The following is an 18,009-nucleotide window of genomic DNA, read 5'->3' on the forward strand; positions in this document are numbered from 1 at the left end:
CAACCAACTAACAGAGGAAAAATATGTCAATTTCAAGAAAAGTATTAGCTGCCGCAGCAGTTGCAGCGCTCTTTACAGCAACTGGTGTTATTCCAGCTGATGCACGTCCGAAGAATCAAGCTCGCGCAGTAGCGCAACCTGATTGGCTAGAACAGAACATCGATAATCCAAATGTTCGTATCATCGAGGTGAGTACTGAGCCTGGTATCTACGAGCGTGGTCACATCAAGAACTCGATTAAGTTTGTCTGGCACACCGATCTCGTTGACACGGTAAATCGCGACATCATTAGCCAAGCTAACTTCACCGCACTTGCACAAAAAGCTGGCATCAGCGATGACACAACTGTTGTCCTATACGGTGATAAGAACAACTGGTTTGCCGCATGGGGAGCGTGGATATTTAACATCTACGGTCAAAAAGATGTTCGCGTGCTAGATGGTGGACGCGTTAAGTGGGAAAAAGATGGTCGTGCTCTCACAACCGCTGTTCCAACATTTAAGGCAGGTAACTTTGTAGCAAATAACGCTGATAAGAACTTGCGTGCAAGCTTGGCCAAAGATGTTCTTCCGGTAGCGAAGAAGACAAAAATTGCAGCGCTGATTGATATCCGCGGCGCAGATGAGTTCAGCGGCAAGCTCTTTGCTGCTCCTGGCTTCCAGGAACTCGCAGTCCGTGCAGGCCATATCCCAGGTGCAATCAACGTCCCATGGGGTTCAAATGTAAATGCTGATGGAACTTTTAAGACAGTTGCAGAACTTAAGAAGCTCTATGCTGATAAAGGCGTAACTGGCACAGATCAGATCATCACATATTGCCGTATCGGTGAGCGCTCATCACTGACCTGGTTCGTACTCAGCGAAATTCTTGGCTTCCAAAAGGTCAAGAATTACGACGGATCATGGACTGAGTACGGAAACTCAGTAGGTGTTCCAATTAATAATCCTTCCGGAACAATTTGGGGAGCTGCGTAATTAGCACCTCACAGCAGTCAGAGAAGAGCCCCGATAGCCTCGGGGCTCTTCTTCCTGTGTGGACTCGCACTGAAAAGATTCGAACAGCAATCTCACTTGGAGTAATCGCTGCGCTATTGGGAACTGCCTTCATTCTCTCTTCATCGGAGAACTCATCCACTGCGCCAATCTCACTTCTGATTGGCGCCAGCCTTGGTCTATTGCTTGAACGTGGTCGATTCTGCTTCTTCTGTATTTTCCGTGATGGAATTGAAGATAAGAACACCACGCCATTTCTATCAATTCTTATTGCAATTGCTACTGGATCTATCGGTTACGCAATCATTTTCGGACAATTTCTGCCTGATACAACTACTGAACGCCTGCCACCGGTTGCCCATATTGGACCTGTGAGTTGGGTGCTCGTACTTTCTGCCTTCGCATTCGGCATTGGTATGGCACTTTCTGGTGCCTGCATTAGTGGCCATCTTTATCGTCTTGGCCAAGGTTATATTCGCGCCATTCCGGCGCTAATCGGAACACTCATAGGTTTTGTACTTGCATTTCTTTCTTGGAATTGGCTTTATCTAAATGCAATCGCAGATGCACCCACTATTTGGCTGCCGCATTACTTTGGATATTCAGGTTCGCTCATCATTACCTTCATAGCTCTGATTGCACTCGCTCACTTTGTCATCAGAAAAGGCAAGAATTCAGATCCACTGCGCGTGGTCTATGCCGGACAGATTTCTATCGCGGCATCGCTAAAACGTGCCATTACTGATCGCTGGAGCCCAATCACCACTGGGCTGCTCGTGGGAGTTGTTGGAACTATCGCATACCTTCGTGTTGAACCGCTAGGTGTCACACGTCAAATAAGCACGCAGGCAAGAACATTTATGACTGAGAATAAATTTGGCGATGAAACTTTGGTTGGCCTTGATCGGATGGCTGGATGTATTGCTGTCGTTTCTGAAACCATCACAAATAATGGTTGGCTCATCCTCGGCATCGTGGCATCATCTTTTGCAGCGGCTTTTGCTGGCAATCGCTTTAAGCCAGCACTTCCTACCGTGCGAAATGGCGCAACAGCATTACTCGGTGGAATTCTCTTAGGTTGGGGCTCAATGATTTCACTTGGGTGCACCATTGGTGTTCTACTTTCTGGCACACAAGCATTTGCCCTCTCTGGTTGGGTCTTCTTCGCCTTTGTATTTCTTGGCAGTTGGGTCGGAATTAAGTGCAAGCTTCACACGCTCTAATTACCGAGCCTGGATAACTCCGGCACCGGTTCGCTTAGCTTCATACATTGCAGCATCAGCGCGTTCAAGAAGGCTGTTTTCGCCATCATTGTGAGCGTGGCCAATACTGACGCCAATAGTGATGCTGTGGCCACGAATAATAAATGGATAACTCAAAGTGGCTTGCAGGGCAAATGCTGCCTCTAAAGTTCTTTCGTAGCTGCCATTAATCAAGACACCAAATTCATCACCACCTAGTCTGGCAAGGACTGCACCTGTTGGCAGTGAGCGACTAAAGCGTTGCGCCACTTGTTGCAAAATCAGATCTCCCACCTCGTGGCCGTATTGATCATTGACTGGTTTAAATGCATTGAGGTCAAGGAGTAAGAGCGCACCTTCTGTCTCTGAATAGGTAGCAAGTTCTGCCACTAAGCGACGACGATTAGGAAGTCCCGTTAGCTCATCGGTGCGTGCTAGCACCTTCTCTTCGCCAAGATTTCGTGCTTGTCTAATCACTATTGTCATTCGGATAAAGGCAAGAAAGAGGGTGGCGATAGTTGGAATGAGAATATAGATAGAGAAGATTCCGGGACGTAGCGCCATCAACGCAAGCAGGGTGGGGCTAATGAAGATTGAGAGTGCAATAAAGACCGGGTGGATTGTCACCTCAGATGTAGTTGCGCTCTGTGCATACCAAAAGGAGCTAGCAATGATGACAATTCCTATCAGCCAGCCATCATCGGAAAGCTGACCAAAGGTGTAATTGTTATTAACGGAGAGCCACAGGTAGAACAGATCTGATGCGCTAAAGATAAGAATTCCAAGAAAGAGCAGCAGTGTGCGCTTTTGTAGGCGATGCGTAATCACTGCTATTGCGGCCAGTGTAAGGAGTAATAAATCCGAGACCGGAAATAACAGTGAGAAGAATTGATCTTGCACGTCAGAGATAGATTCTGGAAATACTTTCGAGAGAAAGAGCGCAGTGGCAATAGCTGAGATACCGAGCCCGAAGATCACTGAATCGAGCACTTCGATGGGATTCAAACGGCGCCCGCGCGAGAGAGTGCGAGGGATGGCAACGAGTAAGAGTGGATAAAAAAAGAGGTAACTGAGCTGAGCTAAAAATTGTGAAGTGTTGGAAAGCGGGTAGAAATCGGCGTAGCTATTAAGGAGTGAACCAACACCCCAGAAACCAATGGCAAGTGATGTCGTGGCAACTGCGACCGGGTCATTGCTTAAGGGTGCTTGGGTAATTGCCGCAATCGCAAAGATCCAGATTGCGTTATAGGCAATGAGATCGAGGGCTAGTGAGTTGCTGTGAATAAAGAGTTTAAGCAAGAGATGAAGCAGTAGGAGTGCCACCGGAAGAAACCTGATGGCGCGATACACCTAAGAATTAAACAGGGGTGCTACCCCCTTATGAATAGGGGAATCGTTACAGCAGGTGAGCTATTGGCTTAGTAACCCTTTTTGCAGAGCAAGCCGGCAGATGATTGTGCATCAGAGACGCTATCTTTAAATGCGGCTGGCGCACTGAGTAAGAGCGCTTTCTTTGACTCAAGATCTTTCACCTGTGCCGAAAGCTTTGACTTAGAGCTACTCAGAACAAGCACAGCATTTGCAAGTTTTGATAGCGCGCCAGAAAGTGCCAGTTTTTCAGATGCATTAGTGGAGGCGTTCATAGATGCCTGTGATTTTGTCACCTGGGCACGTGCATTTTCATATGCTGTAGTCACATTTGCCAGAGCTGCGACCGCTTTCTCAAGTTCAGCATCAAGTTCAGCAGTTTGGGCAGAAATATCACCTACGCTTTTTTGAGCCTTCACAGCGGCCTGGAATTGAGTAATTGCGGTTACGCACTCAACGGATAACCAGGTGAGCTTTGAATTCTTGACCATCGCATTTTTAGCACACTTGTACTTATAACCTGAGACAGAAGTTGTCGCATTGAGCTTTGAGCAAGCAGTGCCGTTGCTGATCTTGGCAGCAGATGCGGGCGCTGCAAAAAGTCCACCAGCGATAACTACAGTTGAAAGTAATGTGGCTGCCAATTTGCGGGACATTGTGTTCCTCCGTCGGGTATGCGGCAATGGTAGCGAGACTGAGTTAAATTCCCGGGTAAAGGCGCTCATTCCAGCATAGAAAATCGTGTGAATTTTGAATCTCAAATTGCGTGTATGATTAACCCATCGACGCACCCTGCATCGATGTACTTCCCCCAAAGTGCGCCAGATGGCCACTTACTTGCGAGTCTTATCAAGACCCTGATGGCCCTAGTTCAGCTAGCTGGCCGATCTAACCGAGACGCGCTTGTCGTCTCGATTGGTATCTATTTTCATGTCTCTACAAACACGTACCCCTGCCCCCGGCAAAGCTCGTCGCGCCGCAAAAGGTAAACCCCGCCACACAGCTGCTCAGAAGGCTGCGCGTAAGACTGTCGCTGCTAAGCCTGCTGCTCGCGGAACTGCAAAACGCAGCGCCGAGTCAAAGCCAATAGTTGCCAAGTCAACTATTGCCAAGAAGGCAACTACTGAGCGTTATTCAGATCGCGAAGTTGTCACTAAGAAGGACGTTCGTTTAGCTGATCGGTCAAAGCTACGCGCACAACGTTTTCAGGAGCGCACCGCATCTAAGTCAAAAAATATTGAAGGTGCACCAAAAGGTAATCCAAAGCAGAGCCGCGAAGAGCGCACGTTCGGAAAGCCAGCAAAGGCATTTAAGGGATCTGCTCCAAAGCGCGCTGAATCTACATCGCGTTCTACAAAGCCAGTCTCACGTGCGGCAAAGTTTGTCGAAGATCGCGCAGAGCGTGCATCACGACCATTTCGCCCAGATCGCCCAGAGCGTCCAGCGCAATCAGATACCCGTCCAACAACTCGTCGCGATGCAGTGAAGGCAAAGATTGCACGTTCTGATGATGGCCGTCCAAACTTTATCCCGCAAAAGCGCGAAAAATTTAATCCAAGTGCACCACGTGGTGCAGCAACCCGCAGTGCTTCATCACGAAGTGCAGCACCAACTCGCGATACCGAAACTTCACAGCGTCCAGCTCGTGATCGCCGCAATGATTCACCAGCTTATGCTCGCGATGATCGTCGTGCGTCAAAGACTCATTCAAATGTAGCAACTGATTTTGGCGCAGATGATAATTACATTTCAGTGAATTTAGCTGATGCCAACTTAGTTGAGGCAACACCACTTTCTGAAGTAACAACTACTTTCCGTGACCTTGGAATCGCGCCAGCGCTCTCAAACGCCCTTAGCGCCCAAGGAATCATGCATCCTTTCCCTATCCAGATTGCAACACTTCCAGATGCGCTCGCTGGCCATGACATCTTGGGCCGCGGACAAACTGGTTCTGGAAAAACTCTAGCTTTTAGCCTTGCACTGCTGACAAATATCAGCGACAAGGTTGCTCGCCCACATAAGCCACTGGCATTGATCTTGACCCCTACTCGCGAACTCGCGCAGCAAATTGATGAAGTACTTCGTCCGCTTGCACGCGCTGTTGGCCACGAATCAGTAGTTATCGCTGGCGGAATGCCATATGCAAAGCAGATCACTGCCATGCGTAAAGCAACCGCAATCTTGGTGGCAACACCAGGTCGCCTGATTGACTTGCTCAATAAGAATGAAGTTCAGCTCGATCAACTTCAGATCACAGTTCTCGATGAAGCAGATCAGATGGCAGATATGGGATTTCTTCCAGTTGTGAAGGAAATTCTTGATCAAGCACATCTTGGTGGGCAGCGTCTGCTCTTCTCAGCAACACTAGATCGCGGTGTGGATTCACTTGTTAAGCAGTACCTGAAGAATCCAAAGACACACTCATTACAGAATGACCGTGCTTCGGTTTCAACTATGGAACACCACGTTCTACAGATGCACCCTGGTGATAAAGATGACATCACATCCCAGATTGCGGCGCGTAATGGAAAGACAATTCTCTTCGTAAAGACACAACGCGGCGCAGATCGTTTAGCGGACAAGCTTGCTAACGCGGGTGTTCCAGTTGGCGCATTGCACGGTGGAAAGTCACAGGCAGTGCGTACTCGCACCCTTGCCCTCTTTAAGGAGCAGGAGAATTCAGCTCTCGTTGCAACAGATGTTGCAGCACGCGGTATTCACGTTGATGGAATCTCACTTGTTGTTCACGTAGATCTTCCACAAGATCACAAGGATTACTTGCACCGTTCTGGTCGCACAGCTCGCGCTGGTGAATCAGGAACTGTCGTAACCCTTTCATCATCAAAGAATTCACGAGCAGTATCAGGACTTCTGACACGCGCAGGTGTGACACCGAAGTTCCACGATGTTCGCCCACTTGATGAAAAGCTCATGGTCCTTACGGGAGCGCAAGAGCCAACAGGTGTTCCTTATATTCCACCTATCGTTGAACGTAAGAGCCCACAAAGTGGATCACGTTCTGGCGGCGGCAATCGTCGTGGTGGTAGCAGTGGTGGATATCGCGGTGGCAATAGCCGTCGCAGTCGCTAACTAGCGCTGTTTCTTCCGCACATTCATCCCGATTTGGCGTACAAAACTTCTTGGCGCAATTGAAATAATTGCGACAAGTAACTTGTATTGCCATCCAGGAACACTGACGGGTTGATGTGCTCGCGCATCTTTCCAAGACTGCGCCACTAATTTATCGGCGTTAAGCCACATGAAACTTGGCAACCCCTTCATCTTCATTCGTCCACGCTGATGAAATTCGGTGCGAGTAAAGCCTGGGCAGAGGGCAGAGACAATAACGCCAGTGCCTTTGAGCTCTGTGTTCAATGATTCAGAGAGCACCGTTAGATATGACTTAGCAGCGCTATATGTCCCACCTGCAATAAAGCCGGCAACGGATGAGACATTGATAATCGTGCCAGACTTACGTTCTTTCATGCCGGGCAAGATCACATGCATCAAACGCATGGGAGTGCGCACCAACACATTGAGTAAATCTTGTTCATCGCCCAAACTACTTGCCGTAAAGGCTTTATTGATGCCAAAGCCCGCGTTATTGATTAACACTTCTATCTCATAGCTTTGGATGTACTTCTCAACTAACTTCACTCCGCCTTTTGTGGCTAGATCTGCGGGCAGCACAAATGTCTGAATTCCATACTTCTCACGTAATCCAGCAGCACGTTCGTGTAGCCGGACTTCATCGCGAGCAACGAGTGCGATGTTGTAACCCTTGGATGCAAGTAAGCGAGTGAAACTTTCACCTATTCCGGCAGTAGCACCTGTGACAAGCGCCCATTGCGTCATTTAGGCCACGATTCCTCTCGTATCTTCTTCGCGGATATGCCAGGAAGATCCGTACTCCACAATTAAATCAAGGAAAGGTTGTGCAGCAAACCATTCTGGACCAGAGATTCCTTCCGGCTTCCAGGTGCCATTTGCAATGAGCTCCATTGCAATCAGTGGATTAATAGCAGTCTGCCAGACAACGGCTTGGTTACCGTAATTGGCCATCGACCATTTGTTATCAACCACGTTATAGATGTAGACAGCTCTTGGCGAGCCATCTTTAGCAAGACCTTTAACGAGTGTTCCGGCACAAGTCTTTCCATGCATGAGATCACCGATTGTTGCTGGGTCCGGCAAGATTGAAGCAAGTAAGTCACGTGGAGAAATCTCAACGTTTCCAACCTTAACCTTCTCTTTCTTATCCATACCGAGTGTGTGAATCGTTTTCAAGGTTTCAATAAATTGTGCACCAAGTCCATATTTAAATCGAACTTCCTTCGCCTTTACCCTCTGAGGAATCAGCACAACTTCCTCATGCTCGACATTCACGCATTCAACTGGTCCGATACCTTCAGGGAAATCAAAAGTTTCGAGCTCGCTAAATGGTTCAGTTGTATACCAACCGCGACCTTCTTCATAAATCAGCGGTGGATTAAGGCACTCTTCAATTGTGGTCCAGATAGAAAACGATGGCGCGAAGTCATATCCATCGACAGTCAGATTTGATCCATCCATTACCGCTAAGTAATCGATACGGGAGAAGAGTTCATCCTGCGCATAACGAGCAAAGACATCACTCATGCCAGGTTCAATTCCCATGCCAACTACTGCATAGATTCCTGCATCGCTCCAATTCTTCTGACGAGCAAATTGCTCGTCACCTAACTTCACGCCAGGTTTATTCATTGGATCTTCCGGGTGTGGCTTTGAAAGACTCATAGCCATATCCATGTAATTAACTTTCTCTTCTTCACATGCAAGAAAGATTGGCATAACAAATCGTGGGTCTACCGCGTTAACCACAATATCGGGAGCCACTTTGCGAATGAGGGCACGAATGTTAAGCACATCAGAGGCATCGACTTCTTGCGCCGAAAACCTGGAATCGTTGACCTTTGTTACAGCTGCCTCAGCTCGCGCGAGTGCGTAATCTGCCATGACCATAGAGGTAATAAAGGGTCTACGTGCTGCGATATTTGCGATTGCACTGCCAACTCCGCCTGCGCCGATAACGAGCGCTTTCATGGGTGGCCTCTCATATTTCTTAAAACACACTTCCTATAAGTGTGTTCGGGGAAGGTTATCTCTACCGATAACCTTTGCCAAGCATCTTCCATACGTGATGATGCCCACGTCCCCGTAGCTCAGTGGATAGAGCAACCGCCTCCTAAGCGGTAGGTCGCAGGTTCAACTCCCGCCGGGGACACTAGAGATCAGGTATTAAGAGAAGATAACTGTGCGCTGACCGACGATAAAGATTCGATCTTCGGCAAATAACTTCACTGCTCTTGCTAGTACACGGCGTTCAATATCGCGGCCACGAGCAATCATCTCTTCCGGAGTTGCCGCATGGTTTACGTGCGCAACATCTTGTTCAATGATTGGACCCTCATCTAAATCAGAGGTCACAAAGTGCGCTGTGGCGCCAATGATTTTCACACCGCGCTCATGAGCCTGGTGATAAGGCTTGGCACCTTTAAATCCTGGTAAGAATGAGTGGTGGATATTAATAATCCTTCCTGGCATTGCTGCACAGAATTCCTTGGAGAGTATCTGCATATATCTGGCTAGGACCACAAAATCGATTTTGAGCTCTGCAATCTTTGCCAGCATCACCTTTTCTTGTTCTGCCTTTGAGGCTGCGGTGACCGGCAGATATAAGAATGGAATTCCGTGTGATTCAACCAAGGACTGCAAATCTTCCCGATTAGAGATCACCAGTGGGATTTCAATTGGAAGTTCACCTAGTTCAAGCAGATACATCAAATCTCTAAGGCAGTGGCTCTCTTTAGTAACAAGTATAAGAGCGCGAGGCTTCTTATCGGTAGGCCGGATATGAAGTGAAGGAGAGAACTTTCCTAGTCCGTCGCTCAAGCTCTTCTTTGCCGCATTTAGGTCTTGTGAGGTTTCAAAGCGGGTGCGCATAACAAAAGTATTTGTAGTGGTATCTGTGAACTGTTGGTTCTCAATGATATTTCCACCGCAGCTAAGCACAGCAGAAGTCATCGCATGCACGATTCCTGGCTGGTCTGCACATTGCAGGGAAGCTATGAGATCCATAGCCCAAGGGTAAAGGTAACTAGTGCGTAATCGTAAATCGCTGCATCCACTTTGGCGCCCACCAGTTGCGTTCGCCAAATAGGCGCATCAGCGCAGGTACCAAAAGGGCGCGAACGATGGTGGCATCAAGAATTACCGCCAGTGCCACACCAAACCCCATTGATTTAATCGATGTGACGCCACTTGTGATGAAGGCGGCGAAGACCACGGCAAGTAGTACCGCGGCGGCGGTAATAATGCGAGCAGATCTTTGAAGTCCAGTTGCAACAGCTTCGATATTTGATTTACCAGCCAGATGTTCTTCTCGGATGCGAGAGAGCAAGAAGAGCTCATAATCCATCGAAAGACCAAAGACTACGACGGCAATTAAAATGACAATAGAGGTATCAAGTGTTCCGGTGAGAGTAAAGGAGCCGACTAACCATTGCAGGTGACCATCGATGAAGACCCAGGTGAGAACGCCCATGGTTGCGGCTAGTGAAAGCACATTAAGTAGCACGGCCTTAATGGGAAGAATGATGGAGCCGGTAAAAACAAAGATTAATACGAAAACACTGAGTGCAATCCAACCCAGTGCCCATGGCAATGTTTTGGAAATACCGTCCTGTGAATCTGTGTAGTCAGCTGCAACTCCACCGACGAGCGTTCCTGCTGGTGATTTGAGATCACGGATATCGTGAATCAACTTCTGCGCATCAGGAGTACGTGGCAACATTGAGTGAAATGCCACCAGGCGCACATCTTGGCCAATTACTTGCGGAGGTTGGACTGCCACAATCCCAGAGACGGTGGCAATTTCTTTCACGTATTGGTCAACTTCCAGAGTTTTATCCGCGCCAGCAAAGACAATAATTTCCACTGGATTATTTGTCTGCCCCGCAAAACGATCAGCTTGTAGCGCAGTTGCGATCGCTGCCGGATTTGATGCCGGCAACATTCTTGAATCACCTTGTGCAAATTTAATGTTTTGAACAGGTGCGGTGAGAATTCCTAGAATCACAAGCGAAAGAATGACTACCGCCGTTGGGCGTTTCATCACAAATCTGGCGGTCTGAGCCCAACGACCGTCTTCCTTGGGAGTAATTGAAGACTTACGGATTACTCCTTTATCAATTCTTGTACCTAAGAGAGCCAAGATTGGTGGAAGTCCAAAGAGTGCACCAACGACTGCGAGTGCAACGACCGAAACTCCGGCGTAACCAAAAGATTTCAAGAAAGGAAGCGGGAAGAAGGTAAGTGAAACCATAGTGACCAGAACGGTGAGTCCTGAGTAAAAAACAGTTTTACCTGCCGTTGCCATGGTGGTGACAATCGAATCTTGTACGTTCTTACCGTGGTGAATTTCTTCACGGAAGCGGTTGACCATTAAAAGCGCATAATCAATACCAAGGCCAAGGCCCATACCGGTGGTGAGATTAAGAGCGTAGACGCTGACATTTGTGAAGAGTGAGATCAGGTAAAGAATAAAAAAGGCCCCAATAATTGCAGCTACACCAACAATAAGTGGCATGGCAGATGCGGCAAGGGCGCCAAAGACGAAGGCAAGAAGAATAAATGTCAGCGGGATAGATACGATCTCGGCAATCTTCAAATCTGAAGCAATTTTTTCAGAGATGGCATTTCCTACGACAGAAACTCCACCTGGATATAAAGTGAAGCTTCCATATTTGCCTTCGTACTTATCCTGGAAAACCGCTCCGAGTTCTTGGCTTTCGGGTGAAAATGCATCTGCTTCACCATAAATTAAAATGTAGGCAGCTCGCCCGTCTTTAGATATCAGCGTTGCTTCCCCGCCTGAGCTCCAATAGGAAAGAGTCTTAGTAACACCTACTTCGCTAGCTATCTTGGCCTCTAGCGATTTTGCTTCTTGTACAACATCTGGACTAGTTACATCTCTGGTGCCGGCATCAACTACAACAACTACAGAGGGATCGCTAATTTTCAAGTCATCTCGGAGGTATTCATAGACTTTGTAAGAATCACTCTTTGGATCTGAATATCCACCAGCATCAAGGCGGCTAAAGATGAGTGAGCCAAAGACACCAGAAAGAATTATTCCGATGAGAAAGAGTGCTAATCCCTCTTTTTTCCTGCGTACAAGCAGGTGCCCGAGCCTCTCAAACATAGACATAAGTATGTAGGATTCGATTATGAAATTCGAATTTTGTCACAGGTGTTCTCGCTCATGAGCGATGTGTTTCCCGTAACAAATGAGGATGAACGCGATCCACGCGAAGACCAGAAGGAAGATAGTAAGCGCGAGGAAGAAATTAGAGGGGATAAACCCCCACATCACGACGAGTAGTTATTCACTCGCTGCTGCAGGTTTTGGTTCTGCCGCCGCCGCAGGTTTTGCAACAGAGTCTGTCTTATAGAAACCAGATCCTTTAAAAACTACGCCAACAGATGAATACACCTTGCGAACTTCACCCTTGCATTCAGGGCACTCGGTCAGGGGCTCTTCCGAAAAACTCTGAAACGCCTCGAAGGCATGGTCGCAGGCGTTGCATAAGTATTGATAGGTAGGCAATGTGTGACCTTTCTCAAGAGGGGTATCTATGCCTAAGTCTAAAGAAGTGAGACGATAGGCGCGAATCCACGGGATTCACGAGCGCGAAGGAGATTCAAGCAGTGAAGCGAATGACAGCAATTGCACTTATTGCAGGGGTACTTTTACTGAACCCGCAAATGGTATTCGCTAATACGCTGGTTGCAACAACTCCGGTTGCAGGTGCCTCACTAGATAGCGCACCGAGCGCCGTAACAGTCACAACCGAAATCGCTCTCATGGATGCTGGCAATGAAGTCACAGTCACTGATCCATCAGGTGCTCGAGTTGATGATGGCGCACTCACAATTGATGGAGTCAACGCAGTTGTTGGCCTTAAGCAACTCGTTAAGACTGGAATCTACACAGTCAACTATTCGCTGTTGGCAGAAAATGATGTTCCATTAGTTGGAAAATTCACCTTTAATTTTGCAGAACCAACTGTGATTGAACCAGTTGCACCACAACCAACACCAACTCAGGCAACAACGCCTTCGGGAAATAATGTGGGTACAACGACATTTGTCCTCGGCCTCTTACTTGCAGCACTCGTCGTAACCTTGGCTCTTGCACGATATGCTCGAAAGATTTATAGGGAGCGATGAATTCTCTGTCAGGAGATCTGACTCAGGCAAGTTCTTTCATTAGTGCTGTTGGGACAGTCAATAAGTCTTTACTCATACTTTCGGCTTGTGTTTTGGTCGGCGTGCTTCTTTCCTTTGGTTTTTTGCTGATTGAACATGGCGGTAAATTACAGAGCTCAGCAAGCAAATTACGAAAGTTCGGTGAAATCGCTGCCGGTATCTGGCTTGTGACAAGTTTTTTAGAAATAACAATTACCTTGGCAAATATTCTCGACTCTTCCCTCGGCGCAGCACTTGAACCCACAACCTTTCGCTCATTTATCACCCAGGTAGATCTGGGAAGATTCCTCTTTGCCCAAACTATTGCCGCTGCGGTAGTCCTTGTTGGGCTTCGTTTTATCACCACCGCACTGCAATCAATTGTCTTTCTCGCCATTACTCTGATTGGTCTAGTTGCACCTGTATTCCAAAGTCATTCCGCGGCTGCAGGTTCTCATGCCCTGGCAATTGGTTCACTTGTGGTGCATGTAATCGCACTTTCACTCTGGGTGGGCGGCCTCTGTGCAATTGCACTGATTGCAGATGCTGATCGAAGAATTGCGCTGCCTCGCTTTAGCCAACTCGCGCTATGGGCAGCAATTGCAGTCGTTATTAGCGGAGTGACAAATGCTTGGTCACGTTTAGATTTTGCACAGGCGTGGTCAACTTCCTATGCCCGCATTGTGATTGCAAAAGCAGTGCTCACCCTAGTTTTAGTCTTCATTGGTTATCGCAATCGGCGCAAGCTCGCACAAGGAGTTCATACTGGTTGGTCACTACTTACTCGAGTGATTGTTTATGAAGTTCTACTTATGGGCACGATAGTCATTCTCGGCAGTTGGCTCTCTAAGACAGAGCCGCCTGTAGGTGCACAAGCTGCATATAGCCCGGCAATTGCAATCGTAGGTTTCCCGGCACCGGCTGAACCAAACTTCATGCGCATACTCACCGTTTATGATCCAGATGCGCTGATGATTGCCATTCTTATTGCTTTGGTTGCACTCTATGTAAAAGGTGTATCAATCTTGAAAAAACGTGGAGATGCTTGGCCAGTTGGTAGAACAATTTCTTTCGCCCTCGGTATTGCGGCAATAGATTTTGCAACGAGTGGCGGCTTGGGCGTTTATGCACTCTTCTCTTTTCAGTATCACATGATTGCGCACATGATTCTAGGAATGCTCGCCCCCATCGGTTTGGTACTTGGCGCACCACTTACGCTTGCACTGCGCACACTTCCACAGGGTCGCACGCCCGAGGAACGCGGTGTGCGCGGATCACTGCTGGCAGCGCTGCATTCAAGGTATTCGGTCATCATTACAAACCCAGTCGTCGCACTTGCCTTGTTTGACGGTTCCCTGTTCGTTCTCTACTTCACCAAACTCTTTGGTGATCTCATGCAGAACCACGCTGGTCACTTCTTTATGAATGTGCACTTCTTGCTCGCTGGCTATCTCTTCTTCAGTGTAATTATTGGAATTGACCCAAATCCGCGCAAGGTTCCACACGTGGTTCGCATCGTTATTTTATTTGCCGCAATGAGCATTCACGCCTTCTTTGCCATCTCATTACTAGCAACATCTACCTTGATTGATGGTGGTTACTACAAATCAATTGCGACCCCATGGGTGACAGACTTATTAGCTGACCAACATGCAGCTGGCTCAGTGGCATGGGCAATGGGTGAAATACCAGTACTTCTTGCAATCACCGCAACCTTTATCCAATGGATGCGCGATGATACGCGCGAGACTAAGCGAATAGATCGTAATGAAGCTCGGATGGCAGCCATGGGTGAACCAGATGACTTGGCGCAATACAATAATTATCTAAGTAAATTACAGCGCCGTAGCGAGAGAGAGGGTCAGTAGTTGAGTCTAGAAAACGTCTACACACTTCCTGCTGAATACAACGACCTTCGCGATAGCGTGAGAGCGCTGGCTGAAAAAGAGATTGCACCTTTTGCGCACGCTGTTGATGAAGAGCATCGATATCCGCAAGAAGCACATAACGCACTCGTGAAATCTTCACTCTTTGCGGCCCATGTGCCAACTGAGAATGGTGGCGATGGCGCAGACGCTCTTGCCACCTGCATCATCATTGAAGAGGTGGCGCGAGCATGTGGTTCGGCATCTCTGATTCCGGCAGTAAACAAATTGGGATCACTTCCTCTTATTCTTGGTGGAAATAAAGAACAGAAAGAGCGTTGGTTACGCCCGCTGACTCAAGGAAAAGGTTTCTCCTACTGTCTTTCCGAGTCTGAAGCAGGCTCTGATGCATCAGCGCTGAAAACAACGGCGGTGCGCAAAGGCGATGGTTGGGTTATTAATGGAAGCAAGAAGTGGATTTCTAATGCAGGTGAATCTGCGTTCTACACAGTTATCGCACAAAGTGATTCATCACTTGGCTCAAAAGGAATCACCGCATTTGTCATTGAGAAATCTGATCCCGGAGTCTCATTTGGCGCACCTGAGAAGAAGATGGGCTTTCGTGGTTCACCAACGCGCGAGGTGTATTTCGATAATGTGGAAGTTGGCGATGATCGTCGCATTGGTGAGGTGGGCAAAGGTTTTGCACTGGCCATGGACACTTTAGATCACACTCGAATTACCATTGCCGCCCAAGCTCTCGGTTTAGCTCAGGGCGCTTTTGATGTGGCAAAGAAGTATTCCCATGAAAGAAAACAATTTGGAAAAGAGATTTTCGACTTTCAAGGCGTGCAATTCATGTTGGCAGATATGGCTATCGGCATCGAATCTGCCAGACAACTCACCTACGCCGCCGCTGCTAAAAGTGAACGCGGCGATAAAGATTTACGTTTCTTCTCTGCCTCAAGTAAGACCTATGCAACCGATGTTGCAATGAAGGTAACGACAGATGCAGTGCAAGTTCTTGGCGGTTATGGCTATGTCTCTGATTACCCAGTTGAGCGCATGATGCGCGACGCCAAACTCACTCAGATTTACGAAGGCACCAACCAGATTCAAAGAATAGTAATTGCTCGAAATCTTCCTTAACTATCGCTGAAAGCGGATAACTAAATCTGGAGTTGCCGCCGCATGAAGTGGGATATCCCATGGCTCGCGCGGTAGATCTTCACTAGAGATTTCATCAGGATGAATAAGGCCAATTGAAAATGCAGAAAATTGTGGAAGTGCTCTGTCGTAATACCCGCCACCTTGTCCCAGGCGATATCCGCTGCGATCAATTCTGAGAGCGGGAACAACAATTACTTCAACATCGCCAAGTTCGGTAACGGCCGTGCCTTTCGGTTCTGCAATTTTCTTTGCCTTTGAAATCTGACTTTGCTCGCCATCCCAGCGCACCCACTCAAGATCCTTACCTACTATTCGAGGCAGAAGCAGAATCTTTCCTCTTTTAATCAGTGCCAGATTCAAGGCTGTTGTGTCAGGTTCATCTGCATATGAGATGTAGCTCGCAATGATGTTCGCCTTCGTAAACTCGGCTGTGTCTGCAAGATGTTCAAAAGAGTGTTCTAGATAACGTTCAGTTCTTTCGTGACGGTAACGAGTACGAAGGCTGGCCTTTTCTTCGCTGATACCCATGGAAATCCCCTAGAAATTAGTGCCGTGCAAGTAAGGTTAGTGATTATGTCAGAAGCTGCGCGCGTAGATGAAGTTCTCGCTTCCCTCTTAGAACTTTGTCGCCCCCTCGAGCCATTTGATATGCCTTTACTTGATGCCCACGATGCCACCCTTGCTGAAGATATCTTTGCCGGTGAGCGCTTAGTGATGAAGGCCGGCAGTCGTATCCGCTCCACCCAAATCGGATTAGCCGCATCGATCGGCCTTGATCACCTGCCCACACGACCACACCCGCGAGTTGTTGTTATCTCGGCCGGCCCCGATCTAGTTGAACCAGGAGTTCCACTTAAGGCAGATGAAGAGTATGAGACAAATTCCTGGTTGCTCACCACTGCGGTACGCGAGGTTGGCGCAGTTGCCTACCGCGTTCATTCAATCCCAGATGATGAATCCCAACTACAAGATGTGATTGAAGACCAACTAGTTCGCGCTGACCTCATTATTATCAGTGGTGAACGCCACGATGATTCCTTTGATCTCATTACAAGAACACTCGAAAAAATTGGTGAGATCAAGACTGTTGAACTCTCCATCGAATCAAGTGGCCGACACAACTTTGGCACTATTGGTCCTGATAAGACTCCGGTAGTGACGCTGCCTGGAGATCCCATCGCTGCCTACATCTCATTTGAACTTTTGGTGCGCCCAATGATTCGCACCATGCTCGGGACGGCAACAATTCACCGGCCATCGCTAAAGGCAAAACTTGATAAGGCAATTACTTCCAAAAGTGGAGTTCGCTCCTACGTTCGAGCCGTACTCAGTGAAGACGGAAAATCTGTCACGCCACTGAGTTCGCAAGATGAACAAGCAACCTTGTCAGATGCCAACTCACTCATTGCAATCAGTGAGAGTGATACCAAACTTTCTGCCGGAGATTCTGTCACCGTGGTTGTGCTTGAACGCCGATACATTTAAGAGCATATAATGCATCCAACTAAGCTTTCTGGAAGTGAAGTGATGTTGCGCCCGATGCGATATCGGGATAAATCGCAGTGGACCCAAGTCCGAGCAGAAAATCGCGAGTGGCTAGATCCATGGGAAGCAACTTTGCCAAATATTCCTGCTGGTAGCCCAGCTTATGAAGACTCCAGTGTGCGCCCCACCTTTTTCCAAATGGTGAGTCTGTTTAGACGCGAAGCACGCGCTGGCCGTTCTTACTCATTTCTCATCTGGCATAACGAGAATCTGGTGGGTCAGATAACAATGGGGGGCATCGCCTACGGCGCCATGCGTGGGGCTCACATTGGTTATTGGATTGATAAGAACTTTGCCAACCGAGGATTTACCACCCAAGCGGTAGAACTCATCTCTGAATTTGGTTTCACCCAACTTGGTTTACATCGCATCGAAATCAATGTGCGACCTGAAAATGATGCCTCATGCAGAGTTGCAGAGAAAGCAGGCTTTGAATTCGAAGGATTTAAGAAGGCTTTTCTGCACATCGATGGAGCTTGGCGCGATCATAAATGCTTTGTTAAAACTAACGAATTAATCCGTTAAACCCCCCTCGAAATC

Annotated in this window: 16 protein-coding genes and 1 tRNA gene; 9 read left to right on the forward strand and 8 right to left on the reverse strand. The window is 47.9% G+C overall.

Annotation, left to right across the window (positions count from 1 at the left end):
- Positions 1-23 precede the first annotated feature (23 nt).
- Entirely contained in the window at positions 24-974 is a 951-nt protein-coding gene (locus A1sIIB142_RS00460) for a sulfurtransferase (protein WP_095693231.1), read from the forward strand.
- A 56-nt stretch (positions 975-1,030) separates the two neighbouring features.
- Positions 1,031-2,215, forward strand: a complete 1,185-nt coding sequence (locus A1sIIB142_RS00465) for a YeeE/YedE family protein (protein ID WP_223299198.1) — start codon at positions 1,031-1,033, stop codon at positions 2,213-2,215.
- Here A1sIIB142_RS00465 and A1sIIB142_RS00470 read toward each other — a convergent pair whose 3' ends face one another.
- Both A1sIIB142_RS00470 and A1sIIB142_RS00475 read right to left on the reverse strand, forming a co-directional pair.
- Complete coding sequence (locus A1sIIB142_RS00470) at positions 2,216-3,556, reverse strand: GGDEF domain-containing protein (protein ID WP_095693233.1); 1,341 nt, start codon at positions 3,554-3,556, stop codon at positions 2,216-2,218. It lies immediately after the preceding gene.
- Between the two features lie 95 nt (positions 3,557-3,651).
- Positions 3,652-4,257 (reverse strand): hypothetical protein, encoded by a 606-nt coding sequence (locus A1sIIB142_RS00475; RefSeq protein WP_095693234.1) that lies wholly within the window; start codon positions 4,255-4,257, stop codon positions 3,652-3,654.
- Positions 4,258-4,531: 274 nt separating this feature from the next.
- On the opposite strand from A1sIIB142_RS00475, the gene A1sIIB142_RS06555 reads away from it, so the two are divergent.
- Complete coding sequence (locus A1sIIB142_RS06555) at positions 4,532-6,691, forward strand: DEAD/DEAH box helicase (protein ID WP_190283266.1); 2,160 nt, start codon at positions 4,532-4,534, stop codon at positions 6,689-6,691.
- Here the strand turns inward: A1sIIB142_RS06555 and A1sIIB142_RS00485 are convergent, their stop codons facing one another.
- On the reverse strand, positions 6,692-7,456 hold the full coding sequence (locus A1sIIB142_RS00485; RefSeq protein ID WP_095693235.1) for an SDR family NAD(P)-dependent oxidoreductase: 765 nt from the start codon (positions 7,454-7,456) through the stop codon (positions 6,692-6,694).
- A complete protein-coding gene (locus A1sIIB142_RS00490) occupies positions 7,457-8,683 on the reverse strand; it encodes a saccharopine dehydrogenase family protein (protein WP_095693236.1) in 1,227 nt (408 codons plus the stop codon). It lies immediately after the preceding gene.
- 108 nt (positions 8,684-8,791) lie between these two features.
- Here A1sIIB142_RS00490 and A1sIIB142_RS00495 point away from each other — a divergent pair.
- Positions 8,792-8,864, forward strand: a tRNA-Arg gene (locus tag A1sIIB142_RS00495).
- 14 nt (positions 8,865-8,878) lie between these two features.
- On the opposite strand, the gene purU is transcribed toward A1sIIB142_RS00495, so the two are convergent.
- The 3 genes from purU to A1sIIB142_RS06635 form a co-directional block, all read right to left on the reverse strand.
- Positions 8,879-9,718 carry a formyltetrahydrofolate deformylase gene (purU, locus tag A1sIIB142_RS00500; RefSeq protein WP_095693237.1) on the reverse strand — a complete coding sequence of 280 codons (840 nt, stop codon included), beginning with the start codon at positions 9,716-9,718 and terminating at the stop codon, positions 8,879-8,881.
- Positions 9,719-9,737: 19 nt separating this feature from the next.
- A complete protein-coding gene (locus A1sIIB142_RS00505) occupies positions 9,738-11,843 on the reverse strand; it encodes an MMPL family transporter (RefSeq protein ID WP_095693238.1) in 2,106 nt (701 codons plus the stop codon).
- Between the two features lie 180 nt (positions 11,844-12,023).
- Positions 12,024-12,248 carry an FmdB family zinc ribbon protein gene (locus A1sIIB142_RS06635; RefSeq protein ID WP_095684297.1) on the reverse strand — a complete coding sequence of 75 codons (225 nt, stop codon included), beginning with the start codon at positions 12,246-12,248 and terminating at the stop codon, positions 12,024-12,026.
- A gap of 110 nt (positions 12,249-12,358) precedes the next feature.
- Between A1sIIB142_RS06635 and A1sIIB142_RS00515 the strand changes: the two genes are divergently transcribed.
- From A1sIIB142_RS00515 to A1sIIB142_RS00525, 3 genes are read left to right on the forward strand one after another with little or no spacing between them, the layout of a single operon-like run.
- Entirely contained in the window at positions 12,359-12,871 is a 513-nt protein-coding gene (locus A1sIIB142_RS00515; protein ID WP_223299233.1) for a copper resistance CopC family protein, read from the forward strand.
- Entirely contained in the window at positions 12,868-14,757 is a 1,890-nt protein-coding gene (locus tag A1sIIB142_RS00520) for a bifunctional copper resistance protein CopD/cytochrome c oxidase assembly protein (RefSeq protein WP_095693240.1), read from the forward strand. The genes A1sIIB142_RS00515 and A1sIIB142_RS00520 overlap by 4 nt, the downstream gene beginning before the upstream one ends.
- Entirely contained in the window at positions 14,758-15,903 is a 1,146-nt protein-coding gene (locus A1sIIB142_RS00525; RefSeq protein ID WP_095693241.1) for an acyl-CoA dehydrogenase family protein, read from the forward strand.
- On the opposite strand, the gene A1sIIB142_RS00530 is transcribed toward A1sIIB142_RS00525, so the two are convergent.
- Positions 15,904-16,452 carry a 5-formyltetrahydrofolate cyclo-ligase gene (locus A1sIIB142_RS00530; RefSeq protein WP_095693242.1) on the reverse strand — a complete coding sequence of 183 codons (549 nt, stop codon included), beginning with the start codon at positions 16,450-16,452 and terminating at the stop codon, positions 15,904-15,906. It abuts the gene before it with no gap.
- Positions 16,453-16,497: 45 nt separating this feature from the next.
- Between A1sIIB142_RS00530 and A1sIIB142_RS00535 the strand changes: the two genes are divergently transcribed.
- Complete coding sequence (locus tag A1sIIB142_RS00535) at positions 16,498-17,409, forward strand: molybdopterin-binding protein (protein WP_095674306.1); 912 nt, start codon at positions 16,498-16,500, stop codon at positions 17,407-17,409.
- Positions 17,410-17,418: 9 nt separating this feature from the next.
- On the forward strand, positions 17,419-17,994 hold the full coding sequence (locus A1sIIB142_RS00540; protein WP_095693243.1) for a GNAT family N-acetyltransferase: 576 nt from the start codon (positions 17,419-17,421) through the stop codon (positions 17,992-17,994).
- Positions 17,995-18,009 lie beyond the last annotated feature (15 nt).

This window comes from Candidatus Planktophila versatilis (genome assembly GCF_002288345.1).
Lineage (GTDB): Bacteria > Actinomycetota > Actinomycetes > Nanopelagicales > Nanopelagicaceae > Planktophila > Planktophila versatilis_A.

Bases quoted from the DNA above. Each gene is read 5' to 3' on its own strand.
- A1sIIB142_RS00475 (WP_095693234.1), bottom strand. From the start codon at position 4,257: ATGTCCCGCAAATTGGCAGCCACATTACTTTCAACTGTAGTTATCGCT.
- A1sIIB142_RS00485 (WP_095693235.1), bottom strand. From the start codon at position 7,456: ATGACGCAATGGGCGCTTGTCACAGGTGCTACTGCCGGAATAGGTGAA.
- purU (WP_095693237.1), bottom strand. From the start codon at position 9,718: ATGGATCTCATAGCTTCCCTGCAATGTGCAGACCAGCCAGGAATCGTG.
- A1sIIB142_RS06555 (WP_190283266.1), top strand. From the start codon at position 4,532: ATGTCTCTACAAACACGTACCCCTGCCCCCGGCAAAGCTCGTCGCGCC.
- A1sIIB142_RS00540 (WP_095693243.1), top strand. From the start codon at position 17,419: ATGCATCCAACTAAGCTTTCTGGAAGTGAAGTGATGTTGCGCCCGATG.
- A1sIIB142_RS00530 (WP_095693242.1), bottom strand. From the start codon at position 16,452: ATGGGTATCAGCGAAGAAAAGGCCAGCCTTCGTACTCGTTACCGTCAC.
- A1sIIB142_RS00490 (WP_095693236.1), bottom strand. From the start codon at position 8,683: ATGAAAGCGCTCGTTATCGGCGCAGGCGGAGTTGGCAGTGCAATCGCA.
- A1sIIB142_RS00520 (WP_095693240.1), top strand. From the start codon at position 12,868: ATGAATTCTCTGTCAGGAGATCTGACTCAGGCAAGTTCTTTCATTAGT.
- A1sIIB142_RS00515 (WP_223299233.1), top strand. From the start codon at position 12,359: ATGACAGCAATTGCACTTATTGCAGGGGTACTTTTACTGAACCCGCAA.
- A1sIIB142_RS00535 (WP_095674306.1), top strand. From the start codon at position 16,498: ATGTCAGAAGCTGCGCGCGTAGATGAAGTTCTCGCTTCCCTCTTAGAA.
- A1sIIB142_RS00460 (WP_095693231.1), top strand. From the start codon at position 24: ATGTCAATTTCAAGAAAAGTATTAGCTGCCGCAGCAGTTGCAGCGCTC.
- A1sIIB142_RS00505 (WP_095693238.1), bottom strand. From the start codon at position 11,843: ATGTTTGAGAGGCTCGGGCACCTGCTTGTACGCAGGAAAAAAGAGGGA.